15 protein-coding genes and 1 pseudogene are annotated in these 13,931 nt (G+C 36.8%); 4 read left to right on the top strand and 12 right to left on the bottom strand.

Features of this window, described 5'->3' with window-relative positions; all coding sequences use genetic code 11:
• Nucleotides 1–15 precede the first annotated feature (15 nt).
• Together secDF and DM800_RS21865 are read right to left on the bottom strand one after the other, a co-directional pair.
• Entirely contained in the window at nucleotides 16–2,280 is a 2,265-nt protein-coding gene (gene secDF, locus DM800_RS21860) for a protein translocase subunit SecDF (protein WP_147787572.1), read from the bottom strand.
• A 270-nt stretch (nucleotides 2,281–2,550) separates the two neighbouring features.
• The gene (locus tag DM800_RS21865) at nucleotides 2,551–2,835 is read right to left on the bottom strand and encodes a post-transcriptional regulator (RefSeq protein WP_000890214.1); all 285 of its coding nucleotides are present in this window, start codon (nucleotides 2,833–2,835) and stop codon (nucleotides 2,551–2,553) included.
• A gap of 186 nt (nucleotides 2,836–3,021) precedes the next feature.
• Here DM800_RS21865 and spoVB point away from each other — a divergent pair, with 186 nt between their 5' ends.
• The gene (gene spoVB, locus DM800_RS21870) at nucleotides 3,022–4,581 is read left to right on the top strand and encodes a stage V sporulation protein B (RefSeq protein WP_087985313.1); all 1,560 of its coding nucleotides are present in this window, start codon (nucleotides 3,022–3,024) and stop codon (nucleotides 4,579–4,581) included.
• Nucleotides 4,582–4,610: 29 nt separating this feature from the next.
• Here spoVB and DM800_RS21875 read toward each other — a convergent pair whose 3' ends face one another.
• Nucleotides 4,611–5,258 (bottom strand): DUF421 domain-containing protein, encoded by a 648-nt coding sequence (locus DM800_RS21875; protein WP_000455380.1) that lies wholly within the window; start codon nucleotides 5,256–5,258, stop codon nucleotides 4,611–4,613.
• A gap of 103 nt (nucleotides 5,259–5,361) precedes the next feature.
• On the opposite strand from DM800_RS21875, the gene DM800_RS21880 reads away from it, so the two are divergent.
• Nucleotides 5,362–5,745 (top strand): TIGR04086 family membrane protein, encoded by a 384-nt coding sequence (locus DM800_RS21880; RefSeq protein ID WP_000349129.1) that lies wholly within the window; start codon nucleotides 5,362–5,364, stop codon nucleotides 5,743–5,745.
• A gap of 36 nt (nucleotides 5,746–5,781) precedes the next feature.
• On the opposite strand, the gene yajC is transcribed toward DM800_RS21880, so the two are convergent.
• The 6 genes from yajC to ruvA are packed head-to-tail and all read right to left on the bottom strand — an operon-like array spanning nucleotide 5,782 to nucleotide 10,115.
• Nucleotides 5,782–6,042: a preprotein translocase subunit YajC gene (gene yajC / locus DM800_RS21885; RefSeq protein ID WP_001068064.1), complete on the bottom strand. Its 261-nt coding sequence runs from the start codon at nucleotides 6,040–6,042 to the stop codon at nucleotides 5,782–5,784.
• A 27-nt stretch (nucleotides 6,043–6,069) separates the two neighbouring features.
• Nucleotides 6,070–7,209, bottom strand: a complete 1,140-nt coding sequence (tgt, locus tag DM800_RS21890; protein WP_000125362.1) for a tRNA guanosine(34) transglycosylase Tgt — start codon at nucleotides 7,207–7,209, stop codon at nucleotides 6,070–6,072.
• A 12-nt stretch (nucleotides 7,210–7,221) separates the two neighbouring features.
• Entirely contained in the window at nucleotides 7,222–8,274 is a 1,053-nt protein-coding gene (queA, locus tag DM800_RS21895) for a tRNA preQ1(34) S-adenosylmethionine ribosyltransferase-isomerase QueA (RefSeq protein WP_087985314.1), read from the bottom strand.
• Between the two features lie 19 nt (nucleotides 8,275–8,293).
• The gene (locus tag DM800_RS21900) at nucleotides 8,294–8,494 is read right to left on the bottom strand and encodes a DUF2905 domain-containing protein (protein ID WP_000138162.1); all 201 of its coding nucleotides are present in this window, start codon (nucleotides 8,492–8,494) and stop codon (nucleotides 8,294–8,296) included.
• Nucleotides 8,491–9,492 (bottom strand): Holliday junction branch migration DNA helicase RuvB, encoded by a 1,002-nt coding sequence (ruvB, locus tag DM800_RS21905; RefSeq protein WP_088064463.1) that lies wholly within the window; start codon nucleotides 9,490–9,492, stop codon nucleotides 8,491–8,493. The genes DM800_RS21900 and ruvB overlap by 4 nt, the downstream gene beginning before the upstream one ends.
• A gap of 5 nt (nucleotides 9,493–9,497) precedes the next feature.
• On the bottom strand, nucleotides 9,498–10,115 hold the full coding sequence (ruvA, locus tag DM800_RS21910) for a Holliday junction DNA helicase RuvA (protein ID WP_088064464.1): 618 nt from the start codon (nucleotides 10,113–10,115) through the stop codon (nucleotides 9,498–9,500).
• 188 nt (nucleotides 10,116–10,303) lie between these two features.
• On the opposite strand from ruvA, the gene DM800_RS21915 reads away from it, so the two are divergent.
• On the top strand, nucleotides 10,304–11,248 hold the full coding sequence (locus tag DM800_RS21915; RefSeq protein ID WP_147787573.1) for an iron-hydroxamate ABC transporter substrate-binding protein: 945 nt from the start codon (nucleotides 10,304–10,306) through the stop codon (nucleotides 11,246–11,248).
• Between the two features lie 10 nt (nucleotides 11,249–11,258).
• Here DM800_RS21915 and DM800_RS21920 read toward each other — a convergent pair whose 3' ends face one another.
• Nucleotides 11,259–11,789, bottom strand: coding sequence for a BofC C-terminal domain-containing protein (locus DM800_RS21920; RefSeq protein ID WP_087985316.1), 531 nt, complete (start codon nucleotides 11,787–11,789; stop codon nucleotides 11,259–11,261).
• A gap of 433 nt (nucleotides 11,790–12,222) precedes the next feature.
• On the opposite strand from DM800_RS21920, the gene DM800_RS21925 reads away from it, so the two are divergent.
• The gene (locus DM800_RS21925) at nucleotides 12,223–12,666 is read left to right on the top strand and encodes a branched-chain amino acid ABC transporter substrate-binding protein (protein ID WP_137012184.1); all 444 of its coding nucleotides are present in this window, start codon (nucleotides 12,223–12,225) and stop codon (nucleotides 12,664–12,666) included.
• Between the two features lie 33 nt (nucleotides 12,667–12,699).
• Here DM800_RS21925 and DM800_RS21930 read toward each other — a convergent pair whose 3' ends face one another.
• Together DM800_RS21930 and DM800_RS21935 are read right to left on the bottom strand one after the other, a co-directional pair.
• The gene (locus DM800_RS21930; protein WP_048565738.1) at nucleotides 12,700–13,347 is read right to left on the bottom strand and encodes a YhcN/YlaJ family sporulation lipoprotein; all 648 of its coding nucleotides are present in this window, start codon (nucleotides 13,345–13,347) and stop codon (nucleotides 12,700–12,702) included.
• 179 nt (nucleotides 13,348–13,526) lie between these two features.
• A pseudogene (locus DM800_RS21935) lies at nucleotides 13,527–13,931 on the bottom strand (peptigoglycan-binding protein LysM); the annotation flags it as partial.

Below are 13,931 nucleotides of genomic sequence, written 5' to 3' on the forward strand. Positions count from 1 at the left end.
GAGACATCATCTTTTTTATACTTGCGGTTCAGATTCTACTTTCTCAACCTTTTTCTTATTTTTTCCCTTTTTCAAACGACGGTTTTCAAGCATTAACCAAATTTGAGAAGCGACGAAAACAGAAGAGTACGTACCTACAACTAATCCAACAAGTAACGCAAACGAGAAGTTACGTAGTGACTCACTACCGAAGATAAGTAACGCAATTACCGGGAATAACACTGTTAATACGGTGTTAATCGAACGGCCAAGCGTTTGGCGAATACTCGCATTTACGATTTCTTCTAAGTCTTTTATATCGCGAACTCGTTTTTTCTGTTTGTATAATTCACGGTTTCTATCAAATGTAACAATTGAGTCATTAATAGAATAACCGATGATTGTTAATACCGCAGCGATAAACGTTAAGTCTACCTCTAATTGGAAAATACTAAACATAACAATCATAACAAATGCATCATGTAATAATGCAAGTACTGCAGATAACGCATACGTAAATCTGAATCGAATACTTACGTATAAAATGATAACCGCAGAAGCAATTAATACTGCGATAAATGCATTTCGTGCAATTTCTTTACCAATAGTTGGTGAAACTGTACTTACATTTGGCTCTGTACCATATTTATCATGGAAGAATGTCTTTGTTTTCGCAATGTCATCTTTCGATAAAACTCCTAAAGTACGAACCGCGAATCCTTTATTGTCATCCCCAGTTGGTACAATATCTTCTTCTTTTACATCAATTTTTAATTCTTTTAAATCTTTATGAACATCCGATACAGTAAGTGCTTGTTTTGATTGCAAGTCGATACGTGTACCACTCGCAAAGTCAATGCCAAGATTCAATTTGAAAATTGGTAGAATAATTGCACCTGCAATTACAACTACAATCGAGAAAACAAGGAATTTATGACCGATATTTACGAAGTTAATACGATCAAATCTTGTCGGTGGATGTACTACACCTTTTGTTAACGGAATAATATCCTTTTGTTTCACACCAAAGTATGCTGGTTTTTTATCGAAGTAACGGCTCTTTACAAGTAAACCTAGTAAGAAACGAGTACCGAATACGTTCGTAACGAAACCGACTAAAATACTTACAATTAAACTTGTTGCAAACCCTTGTACTGAACTTGTACCATATACGAATAACACACCTGCAGCTGCAAGAGTCGTAACGTTTGCATCTAAAATTGTCGCTAATGAACGATGGTTACCCGCACGAAATGCTGACATCATTGACTTACCAATTTTCAGCTCTTCCTTCAATCTCTCGTACGTAATAATATTCGCATCAACTGCGATACCTACCCCGAGCACTAACGCTGCGATGCCTGGTAATGTAAGAACCGCATGCATCCAGTTAAATACGAGTAGCGTAACAAAAATGTATAGACCTAACATAATTACAGCTACAAGACCTGGTAAACGGTAATATACAAGCATAAATAAGAAAATAAGAGCGATACCGATCGCACTAGCGAAAATCGTTTGGTCTAACGCTTGTTGACCAAATTTCGCTCCAACTGATGTTGAATACATTTCTTTTAAATCAACAGGAAGTGCGCCTGCATTTAATAAAGATGAAAGTTGTTTCGCACTTTCAACTGTGAAGTTTCCACCTACGATAGATACTTCAGCTTGATTAAACACTTGGCTTACTGTTGCTGCTGATAAGAACTTCGGATTCGGTTTTGCAGATTCTGCTTTGTATGAATCTTTTCCTTCTTCAAAATCAAGCCAAATTACCATTAAATTCGTTGGTGGTGGCATTTTTGAAATTTTTTCAGTTACTTCACGGAATTTTTCAGCGCTCTTTAGTGTAAGACCTACGCTCGCACGGCCTTGGTCATCAAATGTTTGCTTCGCTCCGCCGCCTTTTAAATCCGTTCCGTCCATAAGAAGGTTGTCATCTACATCACGGAATGTTAATTTCGCTTGTGTTGATAACATTTCACGTGCTTTTTGCTGATCTTGTACACCAGCAAGCTGTACGCGAATTCGATCTTGCCCTTCGATTTGAATGTTCGGCTCACTTACACCGAGAACATTGACACGATTTTCAAGAGCGCCTACTGTACTTACAAGTACGTCTCGATCGATTTTATCACCTTTTTTGGCTGGTTTTACTTCATATAGAATTTCAAAACCACCGCGAAGGTCTAGTCCTAGACTAATTCCTTTTGCTATGTCTTTTCCTGCCGCACCAATTACTCCACCGATTAATAAAACGATGAGGAAAAAGGCGGCAATTCTCGTACCACGCTTTGCCATATGTACCCTCTTTCTGCTACTAACACTTTAAATAAATCTCTTACGATTTACTTTTACACGTGTGCATACGCCTAGTTAGTAGACTTCCTTTCTATAATTTTGCTAGTTCATCACTAGCTGTGTCGGTAAGTTTTTCACAATACCTACACTTTCATTATTTATTTTTTCTCTTCACTACCCCCTTTATATATAATCTTAGACATAATTATTTCCTCATTATCAATACCTATCATTATACTGCAAAAGGAAGAACAAACCAATTGCAGTCGGTTATTTATTTTCATATTCATCAAATGACCAAAGTGGCGCTTGATATGCTTCAACAGTTAAATAATTCATATATTCATTAGTACTTACTCTTAATACATCATTTACTAATTCATATAATCTAACATCACCGTTTATTTTTTTCCACTTCTTCACTTTAAGAAACTTCCAAATATCATCATCTGTTACTCGGTCATAACCGAACATGTGAAACTCTTCTACTTTGCTTTCTAAAACGACTTGTAACTGTCCGCGGTATGATTCTACCAAAGCCTCTTTTTCTAACATACATAAACATCTCCTTCTTATTTCAGCACGAAAAGTCGCTTTTAATCCCGCTCTAATGGACAGCAATAACTACTTTCAAGAGCACTCTCATACTTCACTCTCTTAAATGCCTGTCATTCTTGTCTCATACGTGCATATAAATTATTGTAAATCATTCCACTGATTTTGAGAAGGTAGGAGAAGACCATGACGAGACAAAGCTTTTTAAAAGGCGCATTTATTTTAATGATAGCCGGATTTATTACCAAAATCCTTGGATTTATTAACCGGATTGTAATGGCACGTATTTTAGGGGAAGAAGGTGTTGGCCTTTATATGATGGCCGTTCCTACATTCATTCTAGCAATTACATTAACACAAATCGGCCTTCCTGTCGCAATCGCAAAATTTGTAGCAGAAGCGGAAGCTGTGAACGATAAACAAAGAGTTAAAAAAATATTAACAGTATCATTAGCTGTTACATCCGTTATTAGTATCATTTTAACAATTGGAATTATGCTCCTCACACCTATTTTAGCAAAAACATTATTAACTGATGAACGAACGTACTATCCATTAATGGCCATTTTACCTGTCGTTCCTGTTATTGCTGTTTCTTCTGTTTTACGCGGTTATTTCCAAGGGAAACAAAATATGAAACCTAGCGCTTATGCTCAAGTTATAGAACAAGTTGTCCGCATTACAATTATCGCTATATGCATTCAGTTATTTTTACCTTACGGTGTAGAATATGCTGCAGCTGGCGCTATGTTATCAGCCGTTCTCGGTGAAGTTGCATCGTTATTATTTTTACTCACTTTATTCCAGCGCGAAAAACATTTATCTATACGCTCTGGATTTTTCACTACTGTAAAGGAGAGCAAGGGTACATTTTATTCTCTTATGGATATTGCCCTTCCAACTACAGGAAGTCGTTTAATCGGTTCCGTTTCATATTTTTTTGAACCTATCGTTGTTATGCAAAGCTTAGCGATTGCCGGAGTTGCTGCCTCTGTCGCAACTCAGCAATACGGTATATTAAACGGTTATGCATTCCCACTTCTATCACTGCCAGCCTTTATTACATACGCTCTTTCTACAGCACTCGTTCCATCTATTAGTGAAGCGATGGCTAAAAGACAGCATAAATTAGTGGAACACCGCCTCCAACAAGCTCTTCGGATCTCATTAATTACTGGTGGGTGGTCAGTCGTTATATTATACGTATTCGCTTCTCCTATTTTAACTCTTATGTATGGATCGGATAGTGCAACAGCATTTATCCAGCTTCTTGCACCTTGCTTTTTATTTCATTACTTTCAAAGTCCACTTACCTCTGTTTTACAAGCTTTAAACTTAGCAAGAGCTGCAATGATGAATACATTTATTGGCGCCATCGTGAAATTAATCGTTATTTTTGTACTAGCTTCAAGGCCAGATTTTCAAATGATGGGGGTTGCCCTTGCAATTGCAGCAAATATAGTGACGGTAACATTCCTTCATTACGCTACTGTTTTAAAGAAAATTACATTTACCATTTACGCAAAAGACTACATTTTCGGCGGACTTGCTATCGGTATTGCAGGCGCTTTCGGTTTTTACATTCATAAATATATAATTTTCTCTCATTCACTCGGCGTACAAACATTATGGGAAATCACTTTAACAACAATCGTTTATATTATCCTCCTCTTCACTTTCAAACTCATTCGAAAAGAAGAGTTAAGTCGACTTCCAATCATTCGAAAACTTTCATTTTTGAAGTAAACGGGCTTACTATTTCATATAGTAAGCCTCTAGTTTTCTTTCAAATCAACAAAAAATTGTCCGTTTTGAAAGCTGCAGTATAAAATTTGTGTGATATCGTTATAACCTAAGTTTTTTAATTTTCCAATGAGCCATTCGTCTGTATGTTCAATCATTTGTAAATGATTCAATTGAATTTCTCCATCAATAATAAGAGGAAGAGTAAACTGCAATGTATCCTGTTTACCTTTTTGTTTTTGAAAGACAGATAACTTCCCAGATGGTTCTAAAATAGCGTATTCTACATCTCGGATATCTCCAACTCCTTGCTCCCTTAATTGCATCAATAAATCATCTATATTATAACGCTGCTTTCTCATCTTCTTTTCATCAATTTTCCCCGCATTTACAAGAATAGCCGGCTCACCTTCTATTAAATGCCGAAATCGTTGAAACTTTAATGAAATGACTGACAAAATAATCTGTATACACATAAGAAAAGTCATCGGAACTAATTGGTGCCAAAGTGATTTATCGGTATTTTCAATTGCGACTACAGCCATTTCCCCAAGCATAATGAATACGACTAAATCTAATACACTTAACTCTCCAATTTCACGTTTACCCATAAGACGAAAAATAATTAATATGATGATATACAAAAGCATCGTCCGGCCAATGATTGATACCCATTCCATTTCTACATCTCCTTTTTTACGTATAGACTCCCCTATAAAAAATAAACTAGTCTAACTTGGGCAAAAAGAAAATATGCTTGTATTAAAAAGGGGGAATGTATAAATGGATGGAACGAAAAAATTATCAACCGCAATCGGCTTTGGTATCATTACCTTATTAATTTTTGCATCAATTATTAGCATGGTTATGGCTCTTTTATTAAAGTTTACAGATATGACTGAAGAGACATTAGCCGTTACTATTTTTATACTAGCTCTTTTATCTATGCTTATATCCGGATTTACTGCCGGCAAAAAAGCACAAGGGAAAGGTTGGCTAGTAGGTTTCACAACAGGTCTTACATTCGCTATACTTGTTTTTCTAGTTAACTATTTAGGCTTCTCTCAAACTTTATCGAACTCCCAGTTACTTTATCAATTAGCATTAATGGGCGCGAGTACACTCGGTGGTATTTTCGGGGTAAATATGTCAAAACAAAACAACTAAAAAAGGCCCTGCACATTTCATGCAGGGCCTTTCTCATTAGTTTTTCACAACTTCACGAATCGCATTACGATCGAAAGTTAAGTGTGAACCACCAGATTTAATAACGATTTTCGTCTCATCTACTGATTCGATTGTACCGTGTAAACCACCGATTGTTACGATAGCATCACCTTTTGCTAACTCATTTTGCATTTGAGCAACTGCTTTTTGACGCTTTTGTTGCGGGCGAATTAATAAGAAATAGAAAATCGCAAACATCGCAACGATCATAACGATATTCATCATACCTGGATTCATCTTTTGTTCCTCCTTTTAAATTATGTATTAGAAGTTTTTAGCATTCGGTTTATTAAAGCCATACTGTTCAAAGAATTCTTCGCGGAAATCGCCAAGACGGTCTTCACGAATAGCTTGTCTCACCTGCTCCATTAAGTTTAACAGAAAATGAAGGTTGTGATAAGACGTTAAACGAATTCCAAACGTTTCATCACATTTCATTAAGTGACGAATGTACGCACGAGAGTAATTTTTACATGTATAGCAATCACAATTTGGATCAAGCGGACCGAAGTCTCTTGCAAATTTCGCATTTTTTACAACTAGACGGCCTTCACTTGTCATACATGTACCATTTCGAGCGATACGAGTTGGAAGTACGCAGTCAAACATATCAATACCACGAATTGCACCATCGATTAACGAGTCGGGAGAACCTACTCCCATTAAGTAACGTGGCTTATTATCTGGAAGAAGTGGTGTTGTAAACTCAAGTACACGGTTCATAATATCTTTCGGTTCACCTACAGATAAACCACCTACAGCGTAACCAGGGAAGTCCATTGAAACAAGGTCTTTTGCACTTTGACGACGAAGCTCTTCGAACTCTCCGCCTTGTACAATACCGAATAAACCTTGATCTTGTGGACGTTCATGCGCTTTTAAACAACGTTCTGCCCAGCGGCTTGTACGTTCTACAGATTTCTTCATATATTCAAAAGTAGCCGGGAAAGGTGGACACTCATCAAATGCCATCATAATATCCGATCCTAATGCATTTTGAATTTCCATCGCTTTTTCTGGTGATAAGAATAATTTATCTCCATTTAAGTGGTTACGGAAGTGAACGCCTTCCTCTTCAATACGACGGAAGTCACTTAAACTGAATACTTGGAAACCACCAGAGTCCGTTAAGATCGCACGATCCCAGTTCATAAATTTATGTAAACCACCTGCTTCACGAATAATTTCGTGACCTGGGCGTAGCCATAAATGATACGTATTACTTAAAATAATGCCAGAATCCATTGCTTTTAATTCTTCTGGTGACATTGTCTTAACTGTTGCAAGTGTACCAACTGGCATAAATGTTGGTGTATCAAATGAACCGTGCGGCGTATGTACACGTCCTAAACGGGCACCTGTTTGTTTACAAGTTTTAATAAATTCATAACGAATTGCTGTCATAATTTACTCCTTTTATTTGTTTCCCATTTTAGCGTGAGATGCAACGAACATTGCATCACCGAAGCTAAAGAAACGATATTTTTCTTTTACTGCTTCATTATAAGCATGAAGTACATTATCTCTATTTGCAAATGCACTTACAAGCATAATTAATGTTGATTTCGGTAAATGGAAGTTTGTAATTAAACCATCAATTGCTTTAAATTCATAACCTGGGTACATAAAAATGTCTGTCCATCCAGAAGCAGCACAAAGCTTACCGTCATGATCTGTCGCAATTGTTTCTAACGTACGAGTTGAAGTCGTACCTACCGTAATAATACGTCCACCATTCTCTTTCACGCGATTTAATAACGCAGCTGTCTCTTCAGACATATGGTAATATTCTGCATGCATATGGTGTTCTTCAATCGTATCTGCAGAAACTGGTCTAAATGTTCCAAGTCCTACGTGAAGTGTAATGAAAGCTAACCCGACGCCTTTTTGTTTTAACTTCTCCAGTAACTCTTCTGTAAAGTGAAGTCCCGCAGTCGGCGCTGCTGCTGAACCGATTTCTTTCGCATATACTGTTTGATAGCGATCGCGATCTTCTAGCGTCTCTTTAATATATGGAGGAAGTGGCATTTCCCCAAGTTCATCTAAAATTTCATAGAAGATGCCGTCATATGAAAATTCAAGATGACGTCCACCTTGATCTGCAGTTCCTATGCAAGTTGCTTTTAATTTCCCTTCGCCAAAAGAGATAACAGTTCCTTCTTTTACACGTTTCGCTGGCTTAACAAGCGTTTCCCACTTATCGCCTTCTTCTTGTTTTAGAAGAAGTACTTCAATGTGCGCGCCTGTATCTTCTTTCACACCGTGCAAACGAGCAGGCATAACTTTCGTTTCATTTAAAACTAAGCAATCCCCCTCATGTAAGTAAGAAAGAATGTCTGTAAAATGTTTATGCTCAATATCGCCTGTTTCACGATCTAACACCATTAATCTTGATGTTTCACGATCTTCTAATGGGATTTGTGCAATAAGTTCTTCTGGTAAATGAAAATCAAACAGATTAATATCCATAACTATATCCACCTATTTCTTATTTAAATCGATTTATTATATACATAATAAAAGATAATACAATACTTAACACAATACATGTAATGATAGGAAAATAAAAGGTAACGTTACCTTTTTTCACAAAAATATCGCCTGGAAGCCTTCCTATGAACTTCCAAGCTAATCCAACAACAATGAGCAAAATACCAGCTGTAATAAGCAGCTTTGGCATCTCCGTCATACTTTTGGCATCTCCATTCCGAAATGCTCATATGCAAGCGGCGTTACGATTCGGCCTCTTGGCGTTCGTTGTAAAAAGCCAATTTGTAATAAATATGGCTCATATACATCTTCAATCGTATGAGATTCTTCTCCAATCGTTGCCGAAACCGTTTCTAATCCGACTGGGCCACCACGGAATTTCTCAATAATACCAAGCAGTAATTTATGATCGATATGATCTAGACCTAATTTATCTACTTGCAGTAGTTCTAACGCCATTTGTGTAATTTCCATCGTAACCGTTCCGTTACCACGAACTTGTGCGAAATCTCGTACACGTCGTAATAAACGATTCGCAATACGAGGTGTACCACGAGCACGTCTTGCAATTTCTAGTGCGGCTAACGAATCAATTTCAACTTCGAATACTTCTGCTGTACGTTCAACAATCTCAGAAAGCTGATCTACTGTGTAATACTCTAATCTTGAAAGTACACCGAAACGGTCACGAAGCGGCGCTGATAATGCCCCCGCACGGGTCGTTGCTCCAACTAATGTAAATGGCGGTAAATCTAAACGTACAGACCGTGCTGATGGCCCTTTTCCAATTACGATATCAAGGCAAAAATCTTCCATCGCAGGATATAACACTTCTTCAATTGACCTATGCAAACGATGAATTTCATCAATAAATAATACATCACCCGGCTGAAGTGCTGTTAATACAGCTGCTAAATCTCCCGGCCTTTCAATTGCTGGACCTGAAGTTGTTCTAACATTTACGCACATTTCATTGGCAATAATATTGGCAAGCGTCGTTTTACCAAGTCCTGGTGGTCCATATAGAAGCACATGATCTAACGTTTCTTCACGCATTTTCGCTGCTTCAATAAACACTTCTAAATTATGTTTCGCTTTATCTTGGCCAATATACTGACGGAGCGTCTGTGGCCGTAATGAATATTCTAAATCCGAATCTTCATATGCAGATTCCCCTGAAAGGAGACGTTCGTCCATTATACTCACCTCTTACCATTTAGTAAAAGACTAAGTGCCTTTTTAATATACTGATCCGTCGTTAATGATTCTTTTAATAACTCTGGTACAACGCGAGAAACTTCTCGTTCTGCGTATCCAAGTGCGCGCAGAGCTTCCAGCGCCTCATCAAGCTCAACTGATGAACCTTTCTTCTCATCAAAACGTTCTGTGTCTGAGAATAAATCAACAAATGCATCTGGCACGACATCAGCTAGTTTTCCTTTTAAATCTAAAATCATTTGGCGTGCTGTTTTCTTTCCGACGCCCGGGAACTTCACTAAAAACTTCTCGTCTTCGTGTTCAATCGCTTGAACGACCTGTCCTGTTTGACCAGACGCTAAAATTGCAAGAGCGCCTTTTGGTCCAATACCAGACACACCTAACAACTTTGTAAATAATAAACGCTCTTCACGTGTTTTAAACCCGTAAAGTGCCATAATATCTTCTCTCACATAATGATATGTATAGACACGGATTTCTTGCTTATTTCTTTGAAATACATACGGATTTGGTGTGAAAATTTGATAACCAATTCCATTATGGTCAATTACGACATATTCCGGTCCTACATACTCCACGTAACCTGTAACATATTCAAACAAAATACGATCTCTCCCTCTTAAATCATGTATTCCATTTTAACATATTTAATGATAGAAAAGCGAGACTACCCCAACAAATGTTCCCTATTTGAAACTTCTGTTATTTTCCATTGACAGAAAGTATGAAGCACCTTAATATACAGAAGTCGATAATGATTATCAATATTAATTAAAGGGGTTACATCAGGATGAAACAAAAGCTATTTATTTTATTTACTATTATGCTAGTTGTTCTTTCTATCGTTGGCTGTTCTTCTCAAAAAGAAGAATCGAAAGCGAAAGAACAACTGAAAACAAAAGTTGTAAAACACGCTAAAGGGGGAGCTACAATTCCAGTAAATCCAAAGAGAATTGTTGACCTGTCTGGATCAACAGAAGAATTATTACTTCTTGGACACAAACCTGTTGGTACAGCAAACACATATAAAGATAAAATCCAAAATCATTTAACAGAAAAATTAGACGGAGTAAAAGCAGTAGGGTGGTACTGGGCACCTAAAGTTGATCTAGAAGCTGTTACTGCATTAAAACCAGACTTAATTATTTTAAATAATCGTCAATTGAAGATCTATGATCAATTAGAAAAGGTTGCACCAACAGTTGTTTTAGAAACAAACTTAGAAGACTGGCGCGGTAAGTTTAAAGAAGTAGGTAAACTATTTGACGAAGAAAAGAAAGCAGACAAATGGATTGCAGACTACGATAAAAAAGCAGACTCTTTATCTAAAAAAATTAAAGAAAAAACAAAAGATGAGAACTTTATGTTCGTCGCAGTTACACCACAAAACTTCCGTGTATACGGTAGCTTCGGATACGGTGACATCATCTTTAATGACTTAAAACTTCCAGCAACAAAAGGTACAGATTTAAAACAAACGATGGCACAAGTATCGTTAGAAGGTCTTGTTGCATTCCAACCTGATCAAATGTTTATTGTAAACTTTGGCGGCGAAACTGATAAAGTTTACGAAGACTACAAAAACAGTGCCGTTTGGAAAGACAATAAAGCAGTTAAAAACAATCACGTATATGAAGTATCAAATGAACTCTTCAATACGAAAGCTTTCAATCCAATCGGAAAAGATATGCTAATTGATGAAATCGCAAAACAAATTTTAGATAAAAACAAGTAAAAAAAGCAGCTCACCATGAGCTGCTTTTTTTCTTATTTTGCACTGCGTATTGCTTCATTTTTTCAATCGTCTTCACAAAACCTTCTTTTGATTTAATACGAATACCACGCTTCAACTTCGCACGCTCATAGCTCTCAAGCTTTTTCATATCAATTTGAAAGAAGGAATGAATCGCATTATCACTTTTCGGTACACCTTTGAAAATTTGTAATATCCCTTCCTCTGACACACCAAAATAACCGCTCGTCTTTAATAACGGAGAAATATCATCAACTTTCTTTTGTAATACAATTTGTACATCATCACGATCAACGAGCTGCCATTCTTTATACTGCTGTAAAAACTTTTCTAAGTCCGCTACTTTTTCTGTAAAGATTTCCTCACTTACTTCTCCATCAACATACATTCGCTCTAATAAAATTGTAACTTCAGGCTCTTTTTCTGTTACTTCTGGTACTGGCCCTTCCGCCTTCACATTCGTTTCATAAACGAAACAAAACATCATAACGAAAGCTTGCATCGTAATCAGTATCCATTTCATTTCCGTTCACCTCTTTTAGGCAAGATCAAACTTTCATTAGTAGTTTTTCCGGAAATGGAGGTTTTATCCATATAAATGACCATATTACATTTCTCTCGAAAATAAAAAAATGCAGATAAAGTTTTATCTTTATCTGCATTAGCATTTGTTTTTATATAAAATGAAAGACGCCTGCAAAGCAGGCGTCTTGATGCGTTTACGGCGAAAGACCAGGCGACCACATTCGCGTGTTTAGCACTTAAGCATATCTCTCGTCTTACGTAAATTAGCTCATCGCTTTGCTAATATAACATTAATAAAGTATAAGTGCAACATGTTTATAAAAATATTTTATTTCCTCTTTTACTCAAACGAACTTCGTGTAAATTATAAATTGATAAATGCAATATATATATTACAATTAATATAATAGCGAAATCATAATAAACAGGAGATGGATATTGTGAAAAAAATAAAGGATGAACGTCTCATTCTGAAAACATTAAAAAACATACGTATTGCCTTTCTTTTTCAATCGCTTGGTATAATTGGCATTTTAGGATATATCGGATTCACTGAAGGAATGGATCAAACTACGAAATCTCCATTATGGTTATTATTTATCCTTACAAGTATCGTACTTAGTTATTTACAGTTAAGCGTTTCTATCGATGTAGAAGAAGGCGAAAAGGATATAAAGTTAACTCCTTATTACAAAATTATTTTACGCTCTCTTATTGCAGGAACTATTATAGCCATTATTTATATCATTTTCAGTCCAGAAAGACCTCTCTTTGAGGCTATTCTAACAGGTAGTATTTTCTTTATATGCTTTTTAATTTCTTATTCCATTAGTTATTTCATTAAAAAACGTCGTTTACAAGACAACGATGAATAAAGAGGAAGGGCTACCCCTTCCTCTTTTGTTTTGCTATCGCATAGTACCAGTTAAACCGTAACGAATGTCTCGGAACATATTCCCTATATCACGATTAAAATCGTTTGTAACTGTACCATTACGTAGGCGTGTACTCATTGCATCGACACGAGTAAACATGTCATTTCTTACAGAAACATATACATTTCTGTTTCCAACTTCATTTGCAACGGCTTGACGAACTTCGTTTGCAAGTGCCGTTTCATTCGATACTGGATTACGCGGTTTTACCGCAATCGCCACATCGTTTCCATATACAACTGTAGACACGCGGTCTACGTTATTCATACGCTTTACACGATTTGTTATTTTTTCTGCTGTTTTACCATCATTGTTAATGTATGAATTGTTCATTGTAATATTACGTGTTGGATGCGGATTAGCAATTTGTCCGTTGTAATTTACATCGCGGTAATAATTGTTATATCCTGTATCGTTACGACCATTTCTATATGTTACGTAATCTGTATAACGATCGTTACGCGTTACATTATCACGATACTGGTGTGTATCATTATAAGATGTACGCTCGTAATTGTAGTTACGTCCATCCATTGCATTGTTATCTTTTGGTGTACCACATGCAGCTAATGCACTGGTAACTAACAAAGAAGCAGCAATCACTTTTACTTTCGTATTCAATACAAAAACCCCCTCTGTTAGAATGAACTTCTCTTCTGAAAAGCTCCCTCTTATGATGAGTAACAGAGAAGGTTTTTACACTGTTAATATTTCACTGGGGATTTTCTAACATTTGATGTAAATCTTCCATTTTCAGAACGACTCTACATACCAAAAAGGCGGGAATAATCCCGCCTTTTTTAAACTTCCTCTTCGTCCTCTTCTTCTGAAACCGGCTCCCCAAATACATTTGGTGGATCTGGTTGATAATACATCGTTCCTGGCTGTGGCGCATATGCCGATTGAGTTGGTTGATAATATAAAGGATTCGCGTATTGTGGTCCTCCAGGTTGAGGACTATATAGCCTACTCTCTCCTCCGCACCCACAATCTTCCTCTCCTTGCACGAGCGGTGGCATATTATTATCCATTGGCATCATATTTTGATTTGGCATAGACGTATATTGCGGTCCAAACGGTGTTCCTTGCTGATATGGCATTTGATATGGATTTTGTTGTTGATAATACGGATTTTGCGGCATCATAGGCTGTTGGTATGGTATTTGATATGGCATCATATTCGGTGGTTGATTATTATCCATTAT

The organism is Bacillus sp. AY18-3, from assembly GCF_008042305.1.
GTDB classification, from domain to species: Bacteria; Bacillota; Bacilli; order Bacillales; family Bacillaceae_G; genus Bacillus_A; species Bacillus_A wiedmannii.